The sequence below is a fragment of the Streptomyces acidicola genome, assembly GCF_009377235.1.
In the GTDB taxonomy this organism is placed as follows: Bacteria; Actinomycetota; Actinomycetes; order Streptomycetales; family Streptomycetaceae; genus Streptomyces; species Streptomyces acidicola.
In genome coordinates, this window is the sequence record NZ_VMNX01000308.1 from 1 (window position 1) to 9,646 (window position 9,646).

1 protein-coding gene is annotated in these 9,646 nt (G+C 74.5%); it reads right to left on the reverse strand.

The genetic code is table 11. The features are described 5' to 3' along the window. Positions 1–9,646 (reverse strand): SDR family NAD(P)-dependent oxidoreductase (locus FPZ41_RS41655; RefSeq protein ID WP_152869475.1); only part of this gene is annotated, 9,646 nt, incomplete at both ends.

The window sequence follows — 9,646 nt, forward strand, 5'->3', positions numbered from 1 at the left end:
GGGGCCGGCGGCGCCGCCGCGAAGTGATCGGGGTGGTTGTCGAGGAGGTGGTCCACGGCCTCTTCCAGGGTGGGGTGATCGAGAAACAGCCTCGGCGCCGACGAGAGCCCGTACTCCGCCGCGAGCCTGCCGGTGAGCTCCGCGAGCGTGACCGGGTCGAACCCGTACTCGCCGATGTCCACCGCACCGTCGATCTCGTCCGCCGGTACGCCCAGCACGGCCGAGGCGAGCGTGATCACTCGGTGGAGGACGGTGGCGTGGGCGTGGGCGTGGGCGTGGGTGTCGGCACGGCTGACGGTGACGGTCTCGGTGGCAGCCGCCTCGGTAGCGGTCTCAGTGGCGGCCGGGTCGGCCAGCAGCGTGGCGTCGACACGGGCGCGGTCACCGTAGACGGCCAGGACGTGCGGCTCGCCGCTGCCGTAGGCGCGCAGCAGCGCCTCGACGCCCTGGGGGGCGCGCATCGGCACCATGCCGACCGTCTCCCGCAGCCTGCGTTCGGTCGCGGTGTCGACCGTCATACCGCCGTCGGCCCACAGGGGCCAGCCGATCACCAGTGTGCGGCCGTGGCGCTCGCCCCTGGCCACCAGGTCCCGGCGGTGTGCCGCGTACGCGTCCATGAAGGCGTTGGCCGCCGCGTAGTCCCCCTGGCCCTGGTTGCCGTAGGCCGACAGCGAGGAGAAGGCGATGAAGCAGTCCAGGTCGTGGGCGGCCGTGGCCTCGTCGAGGTGGACGAGGCCCGCGACCTTGGCGGCGAGGACCTCCCGCAGCTCCCCGGCGCTCTTCATGGCCAGGTAGCCGTCGCGCACCACTCCGGCCGTGTGGAGGACACCGTCCAGGCGCCCGTGCTCGGCGACGACCGCCCGCACGCACGCGTCCACCTCCGGGCGCCGTGCGACGTCCAGTACGCGGTACGTCGCCCGGGCCCCCATGTCGCTCAGCTCGCGCACCAGTTGCCGCTGCGCCGGGCCCTCGGGCGACCGTCCGCACAGGACGAGGACGGCGCCGGGCGCCTCCCGGGCGATCTCCCGGGCGAACAGCCCGCCGAGCCCACCCGCTCCGCCGGTGACGAGGTAGACGCCGCCGGCCCGCCACGGCCCGGCCGCAGGGGCGTCGTCGAGGGCGGTCCACCTCGGCACCTGACGGAGGCCGTCGGCGTACCGCACCGCCACGTCGTCGAGGCTCGCGGCCTCGTCGCGCAGCCGTCGGCACAGCGTGGCCGTGTCGACCGGCGTCTCCATCTCGACGAGCTGGGTCATCACCTTGGGGTGCTCCATACGGGCCGTACGCAGCAGGCCGCCGAGTCCGGCGAGCAGCCGGGACTCACCGTGCGCCGGTACGACGACCTGGAGCAGGACCGGGCCTTCCTTGGTGGCCGGGATGGCCTGCCGCAGCCGCTCCAGCACGGTTTCGGCGGCGCTGGTGTACCGCAGGACCAGGTCGTCCGCCTCGGGCATCGCGTCGCACGGCACGCCGAGGGCGGCCGCCACGGCTGACGGGTCGATCCCGCCGGTTCCTTCGCGTACGTCGTGTACATCGGGTCCGTCGGGTCCGTCAGGTCCGTCGAATCCGCCGAGCAGGACCCGGTGCCGCGCGAGCGGGCGCGGGGCGCGGGCGGGCTCGGCGGGACGCCATCCGGGCCGCATGAGGGTGAGCGAGGCGCCGTCGGCGGTCGCACTGCCCTTCTCGGGCACCGTCCTTGACGGATCGTCGGCCGTCGCGGGCAGCACCCGCGTGCTCAGCCCGAGCAGCCGCACGCACACGGCCCCGTCGTCGTCGCACAGGTCCACGTCGACGCGGCGCACGGCGCCGCCGCGGTCGTCCGCCGCGGGCCGCGCCACGGCCCAGCCGCTCGCCGGGGTCGGCGCGAGGATCCGCACGTCCTCCAGGACGAAGGGGAGCGCCGCCGCCACCGTGTCGCCGTCGGTGCCCTCGGCGAGCGACAGGCCGACCGTGGCCTGGAACGCCGCGTCGAGCATCGACGGGTGCAGGGTCCAGCCGCCGCCGTCGCGCGCGGCCCGGGGAAGGGTGAGACGGGCGACGGCGAGCCCGGTGCCGATGTCGAGCCGTCGCAGGCCCCGCAGCGCGGGACCGTAGCCGATGCCCATGCTCTCGAAGAGCCGGTAGCAGGCTTCGTGGTCCAGCGTGCGCACGTCGCACCGGGCGCGCAGCGCGGCGATGTCCAGGCGTGCGGGCGCGGGCTCGGACGCGGCGCACGGTTCGATGCGTCCCTGCCCGTGCGGTACGGGCCGGCCGTCCGCGCCGGTCGTGGTGATCCCGTAGCCGAGGCCGCCGCCCGCCCGGCGCCGTAGCGCGATCTCGGCCGACGTCGGCCCGGTGATCCGTGCCGGGCGCGACCAGACGACGTCACGCAGCCGCAGTGCGGTGGGCTCCATGCCCTCCGCCCGCGCGGCGGCGCACGCCAGCTCCAGGTACGCCACGCCGGGCAGCACCGGTACGTTCCGTACGCGGTGGTCGTCCAGGAAGAACTCGGTGCCGGTCAACTCGACGGCGTAGCACGGCGCGTCGGGCTCTCCGGGACGCTTGCGGCCGGTCAGCGGCGACTGTACGGACCGGGATGCCGACGGTGCCGGGGCCTGGAGTGCGCGCTGTCCGACCCAGTACCGCTCACCGCCGAACGGGTACCCCGGCAGGGGCACGATCCGGAAGCCCCCGTCGGCGAAGAGCGGGGCGAAGCGCAGGTCCACGCCGTCGGCGAAGATCCCGGCCAGTTCGGTCAGGCTGCCGTGGCTGTCGTGACGGCCGTGACTGTCACCTCGGGCGTGACTGTCGTGGCGGGCGTGCTCGGCCATCAACTGCTCGGCGCGGGTGAGTGCGGCGTGGTCCTGGCGGCGGTGTCCGTCCGAGGCCTCACCGGTGGACACGCTCGGGGCGCGGCCGTCGCGCAGCCAGGTCCGCAGGGCCTGGATCAGCTCCTCGCGGCCGGCCGCCACGCACGCCCACCGGTGGCCGCAGTGGCGGCGGCCGGTGGCCAGGGTGTGGGCGACGTCGCCGAGGTCCAGGTCCGGGTGGGCGAGAACGTGGTCCAGCAGGCGCTCGGCCTGGGCGCGGCGCGCGGCCTCGTCCTGGCCGGACAGCACGAACAGCCAGCGCGGGCGGTCGGCGTGCGGGGTGCGGTCCGGCTCCGGGGCCTGCTCGATCAGGGCGTGTGCGTTGGTTCCCGCGGCGCCGAACGAACTGACGCCGGCACGGCGCGGCCCCGAGGCGGGCGCGGGCCAGGGGAGCAGCTCGGTGGGGACGTGGAAGGGGCTGCCGTCCAGCGCGATGGCCGGGTTGCTCCGTCGGAAGTGCAGCGACGGGGGCAGCTGTTCGTGCCGGAGCGCCAGCAGCACCTTGATGACACCGGCCACGCCCGCGGCGAACTGGGTGTGTCCCAGGTTGGTCTTGACCGAGCCCAGCGCGCAGCCGCCCGCGGGCGCGTCACCGAACACGGCGCGCAGCGCCTCGAACTCGATCGGGTCGCCGAGCGGTGTGCCCGTGCCGTGCGCCTCGATGAGCTGGACGCCGGCGGGGTCGACGCCGGCCCGCTCGTACACGGCGCGCAACAGGCGTTCCTGGGAGCGGGCGCTGGGCGCGGTGAGCCCGTTGGTCGTCCCGTCCTGGTTCACGCCCGACCCGCGGATCACACCGTAGACGTGGTCGCCGTCCCGCAGCGCGTCCACGAGCCGTTTGAGGACGACCACTCCGGCGCCCTCGCCGGGCACGAAGCCGTCGGCGCGGTCGTCGAAGGTGTGGCAGCGGCCGCGGGTGGAGAGCATGGTGGCCCGTACCGCGGACTTGTAGAAGATCGGCGTGGACTGGACGAACACCCCGCCGGCCAGCGCCATCGTCGTGTGGCCCTGGCGGAGGTCCTGGCAGGCCTGGTGGATGGCCACCAGCGAGCTGGAGCAGGCCGTGTCCACCGACAGCGCGGGCCCCTGAAGGTCCAGGAAGTAGGAGATGCGGGAGGCGATGACCGAGGAGATGTTGCCCCACAGCGTCTGCGGGGGCGCGTCGTCGCCGATCAGCTGCTGGTAGTCGCTGGGCGAGCCGCCGACGTAGACCCCGCAGCCGCGGCCGTCGAGCCGCTCACCGGCGTAACCGGCGTCCTCCAGCGCGTGCCAGCACTCCTCCAGGAAGATCCGCTGCTGCGGGTCGGTGTACGTCGCCTCCTTGCCCGACATGCGGAAGAACCAGGCGTCGAAGCGTTCGATGTCGTCCACGAAGCTGCCGTACTGGCGCGGAGCGCCGGGCCCCAGCTCCTTCGCCATGTCCCAGCGGGTGACGGTCCCGACCAGGTCGTCACCGGCCGCGAGATGCGCCCACAGTGCCGCCGCGTCGGGTGACTGCGCGAACCGGGCGGCGATTCCGACGACCGCGACGGCGTCCTCGTCGGCGTCCTCGGCGCCCTCCTGGTCGTCGGCGGCGGCGGACGGGACAACCACCGGAGCGGGGGCCGGTGCGGGAGCGGGGTCCTGCGTCGGCCCCCCCTCGGGTTCCCCGGCCGAGTCGTCGCCCAGGGCGCCGGACGACCGCAACCGCTCCCCGTGCCGGGTGACCAGATGGTCCGTCAGCCGGTCGAGCGAGCTGTGCTCGAACAGCGTGGTGCTCGGCAGGTCGACGCCGAGGGCGCGGTTCACCGAGTCGACGAGCTTCACGCTGAGGACCGAGTCCACGCCGAAGTCGGAGAACGACGCCTGCGGGTCGATCTCTTCGGGCTCCATCATCAGGACGCGGGCCACCTCGGCCAGCAGACGGGCACCGACCAGCGGGCGCAGGTGGGGCAGCTCCCGGTGAGCGGCGCCCGGTGCCGGAGCCGCGGGCTGCCGGTTCCGGTCGTGCCGGGCCGGAGTCGTCGTGGTCACCCAGTAGCTCCTGCGCTGGAAGGGGTACGTCGGCAGCGGCGTCCGGCGGACGTCGAGGCCGGAGTACAGCGGAGCGAAGTCGACCGGGGCGCCGTCGAGGTACCGGACCCTGACGCGCTCCGACGCCGGGTCCGCGCTCCGGTCGCCGGTACCGCCGTCCCCGCCCGCGAGCCAGGCGTCGAGCCGGCGCAGGAGTGCGTCGCGGCTGTCGGCGGTGAAGGCGGCGCGGTGGGCGAAGTGGTCGCGGCCGACGGCCAGCGTGTAGCTGACGTCGCCGGGCACGGCGTCGGGCCTGCGTCGGAGGTGCTCGGCCAGGTCCTCGACGCGGCGGCGCAGGGCCGAGGGCGCCCCGCCGGACAGGACGAACAGGTGCTCACGCGTTTCGGCCCGGCGCTCCTCGGGGCCCGGGAAGTCCTCCACGACCAGGTGTGCGTTGGTGCCGCTGAAGCCGAAGGCGCTCACGGCGGCGACCCGCCTGCCCCGGCTGTTCGGCCGCCACGGCCGCAGCTCGGTGTTCACCTGGAACGGGCTGCCGTCGAGCCGGATCGCCGGGTTGATCTCGTGGTGGTGCAGCGACGCGGGTATCTGGCCGTGACGCATCGACAGGACCGTCTTGAGCAGGCCGGCCACGCCCGCCGCGGAGGTGGTGTGCCCGAGGTTGGTCTTGATCGAGCCGAGCGCACAGGAGCCCTCCGGGCCCGCCCCGGAGAAGGCGTTGACCAGGGCCTGGCACTCGATGGGGTCACCGAGCTGGGTTCCGGTGCCGTGCGCCTCGACCATGCCGATCCCGGCCGGGTCGATACCGAACTCGTCGTGCACCTGGCGGATCAGGCGCTCCTGCGACAGGGCGCTCGGTGCGGTGATGCCGTTGGTCGCCCCGTCCTGGTTGACGGCCGAACCGCGGATCACCGCGTGGATGTGGTCGCCGTCCGCCAGGGCGTCGGACAGGCGCCGGAGCACCACCACGCCCACGCCCTCGCCGGGTACGAAACCGTCGGCCGCGGCGTCGAAGGTGTGGCAGCGGCCGGTCGGCGACAGCATCCCGCCACGGCTCGCCGCCAGGTAGGTGCCGGGCGTCGCCTGGACGCTGACCCCGCCCGCGATGGCCAGTTCCGTCTCGCCGCTCCACAGCCCCTGACAGGCGAGGTGGACGGCGACCAGCGAACTGGAGCAGGCCGTGTCGACCGCGATGGCCGGCCCCTGGAGGTTGAGGTGGTAGGCGATGCGGGCGGGTACGACGGACGGTGCGTTGCCCCACGCCGCCTGGGCGGGCGGCGCGTCCTCGAACAGCTCGTGGTAGTCGCCGCCGGTGCAGCCGACGTACACACCGCAGCGGCGGCCGTCCAGCGAGGCCCTCCCGTGGCCGGCGTCCTCCAGGGCGGTCCACGCCTGCTCCAGGAAGAGCCGCTGCTGCGGGTCGGTGTACGTCGCCTCCAGGCCGGTCACGTTGAAGAAGCGGGCGTCGAATTCGTCGATGCCGTCGATGAAGCTGCCCGCACGGCAGGCGAGTTCCTCGTCGCTGTGGGCGGACAGGTCCCACCGCTCGACCGGGCCGACCAGGTCGTCACCCGCGGCGAGGTGCCGCCACAGCGCGTCGACGTCGTCCGACCCGGCGAACCGGCCGCTGATCCCGACGATGGCGATCGGCTCGCGCTCCGCGGACCGGCGCCCCGCGCCCGCGGCGGACGATGCCGGTGAGGCGGAGAACGGCTCTGAGGCGGGGGATGCCTCCGAGACGACGGACGGCTGCACCGCGGGCTGGGGCTGCGGCACCTCCCGGACCTCCCGAGCCTCCCGGGCCTGCCCGACCTCCCGCGCGGGCCGCCGCGGCCGGTGGCTCTCGACGATGTGCGCGGAAAGCAGCGTCGCGCTGCGGTGGTCGAAGATGACCGTGGTGAGCAGGTCGATCCCCAGTTCCTGGTTGAGGCGCTGAACGAACCTCGCGCCGACGATGGAGTCGAGGCCGTAGTCGGCGAACGTCCCGTCGGGGTCGATCCTCTCCACGGGCATGCGCAGCGCGTCCGCGAGTTCGGCCAGCACCACATCCGCCACGGACCGGGCCGGAGTCGTCTCCACAGCGGCGACGGCAACGGCGACCGGGGCGGCGGCCAAAGCGCCAACCGGTACCGGGGCCGGGACCGGGACCGCCGACTCGGCGGGCACGACCCGGGGACCGCGCGCCAGGCCGTCGCTGTGGGCCACCACCACCTGCTGCCCCAGCGCCAGGGCGTCCCCGGCCGGGTGGCCGACGCCGGTGAAGCCCTCCTGCTCCAGCACCCGGCGCCAGCTCTCCGGGGACAGCGCGGGGCTGCCCGGAGCGCGCAACTCGGGGTCGTCGTAGAGCCACCAGCCGTCGAGCAGGCCGAACGTCAGATGGTTGACCAGATAGAAGCCGCTGATCTCGTTCAGCGCGAGAAGCCCGCCTCCGCGCAGCAGCGCCTTGGCGTGGCGCAGGGCCGGGCGGACGTTGTCGGTGGCGTGCAGCACGTTGGCCGCGATGACGACGTCGTACGCGCCGATGTCGAGCCCCTGGACGTGCGGGGGCCGGCCCGCGTCGAAGATGCCGTACGTCAGGGCGTCGTAGCGGGGTCCGAAGGTGTCCTGCGCGCGCTGGAGGAAAGCCTGGGAGAGGTCGGTGAAGCGGTACTCGGCCAGGTCCAGTCCGGCCCGGCTCAGACGGTCGAGCACGGGAACGGTGGTACCGCCGGTGCCCGCGCCGATCTCCAGGACGCGCAGGCGGGCGCCCGGTTCGGCCTGCCTGCGGGCACGGAGGAACGACAGGACGTGCTCGGCCAGTACGGCATTGAAGTGGCCGGCCACGCGGTTGTCCCGGTACACGCCCTCCACCAGGGAGAACGATCCCTGCGGGAAGAGCACGTCGGTGGCGAGCACCTGGCCGCGCAGGATGCCGGCCAGCGCGGGCAGGGTCCGGCCGAGCAACTTGAGCGGGGCGCGCAGATCGGCGTTGGCGTCGGCCCACCGGGCGGCGGCCCGGTCCCAGTCGGCGCGCAGGGCCTCGGCGTCCGGTACGGCCGGGCCGGCGTCGTTCCATCGGCCCCGCGCGTCGATCAGCCCGTGGTCGGTCAGGGTGCGCAGGGTGGCCGTGAGCCAGCGGTCGAACCGGGCGTCGACGTCGTGCCGTGCCTTCCACTCGGCCAGGCCGTCGCGCGGCTCGTCGAGTCCGGCCCGGCGCAGCTCCACCGCGAGGCGGCGGTGCAGGAACGCGTCGATCTCGCCCGGCACCGGGCCCGCGTGATGCGCGGCCAGGTCGTCCGGCAGGGGCACGGCCGGGGCGTCGCCGGACGCCACCGCGCCGTGCGGGTGGGAGCTCAGCGTCTCCCCGGTCAGAACGCCCTCGACGGGCAGCGGACGCCCGAGGCGCATGAAGCCGATCTGGTCGAGCGGGCCGGCCAGCAGACGCTCCACCGCGTCCATCGCCGCGGCCGGGTCGATCGGGGCCAGCCCCATGTCGGTCACGTCGCGCAGGAGTGCGTCGGGGACGTTGCCCCAGTAGCCCCAGTTGACGACCTTGACCGGGCAGGCGAGCGCCGTGCGCAGCGTGGCGGCGTACGCGTCCTCGAAGGCGCAGGCCGCCGAGTAGTGGGCCTGGTTCGGGTTGCGGATGAAGCTCACCAGCGAGGAGATCAGCAGGACGAAGTCGAGGTCCAGGCCCGCGAGGACGTCGGCGAAGTGCACGCAGGGGTCGGCCTTGGCGGCCAGGGTGGCCTCCAGCTCGTCCTCGCCCATCCGGGCCAGCGGGGTGTGGCTGAACACCATCGCCAGGTGCACCACACCGTCGATGCGGCCGTACCGTCGGGTCACCTCGTCGCGCACCCGGGCGAGCGCGGCGGGGTCGGAGGCGTCGGCGGACAGGTAGACCGGTGGGCGCCCGCCGCCCTCGGCCACCCGCGCGGCCTTGTCCCGGATCGTCTCGTCCTCGGCGCGGCGTCCGACCCACACCACGCGCGCGTCGTACCGGCGGACCAGGTACTCGCTGAGCAGCACGCCGAGGTCTCCGGCGCCGCCGAGGAGCACGTACACACCGCCGGGGCGCAGGACGGGCTCGGCCGGGAGCGGGGTGGCGTCCACCGGCAGGAGCTGCCTGCGCAGCCACTGGCCGCCGCGGCGCAGGAACGGGTGCGCACGGCGGTCGGCGGGCAGCGCGAACACCTCCCCCGCGACGAACGGCTCGCCGTCGGACAGGTCCACGGCGCGGACACGCCAGTACGGCTCCTCCTTGGCCAGACCGCCGATCAGGCCGTGCAGGCTCGCCTGGGCCGGGTCGGCGGGCACGTCGCCGTCCGGGGCGAAGGCGCCACGGGTCACCAGGGTGAGCCCCAGCCGCCGCTCGTCCGCGCCGAGTTCGGACACCGCCTTGAGCACGCGGAACATGCGCCGGACGGCTTCACGCTGCTCGGCGATCCGCTGCTCGCCAATCGGCTGCCCGGCGTCCAGGCCCGCGGGGGCCGTGGTCGGGAACTGCATGACCATGTGGTCGAAGGCGCCGGCGGCAGCCAGCTCCTCGCGCAGCTCCGTCACGGACGACGTACCGGGGTGCAGCGGCACGACGTCCGGGCAGTGGGCGGTGAGCGCCGCGAGGACCTCCGGTTCGAGGCCGACCGCGACGACACGCGCCGACTCGGCCGGGTACGGCCTGCCGCGCAGCAGCCGCGTCGGCTCCCAGACCGGGTGCAGGGTGAGGTCGCCCGCGGGGATCTCCTGGGAGTCGGACAGGCGGACGGGGGCCGTGGGAGCGGGAGGTGCGGCCTCAGCAGGGCGGGGGT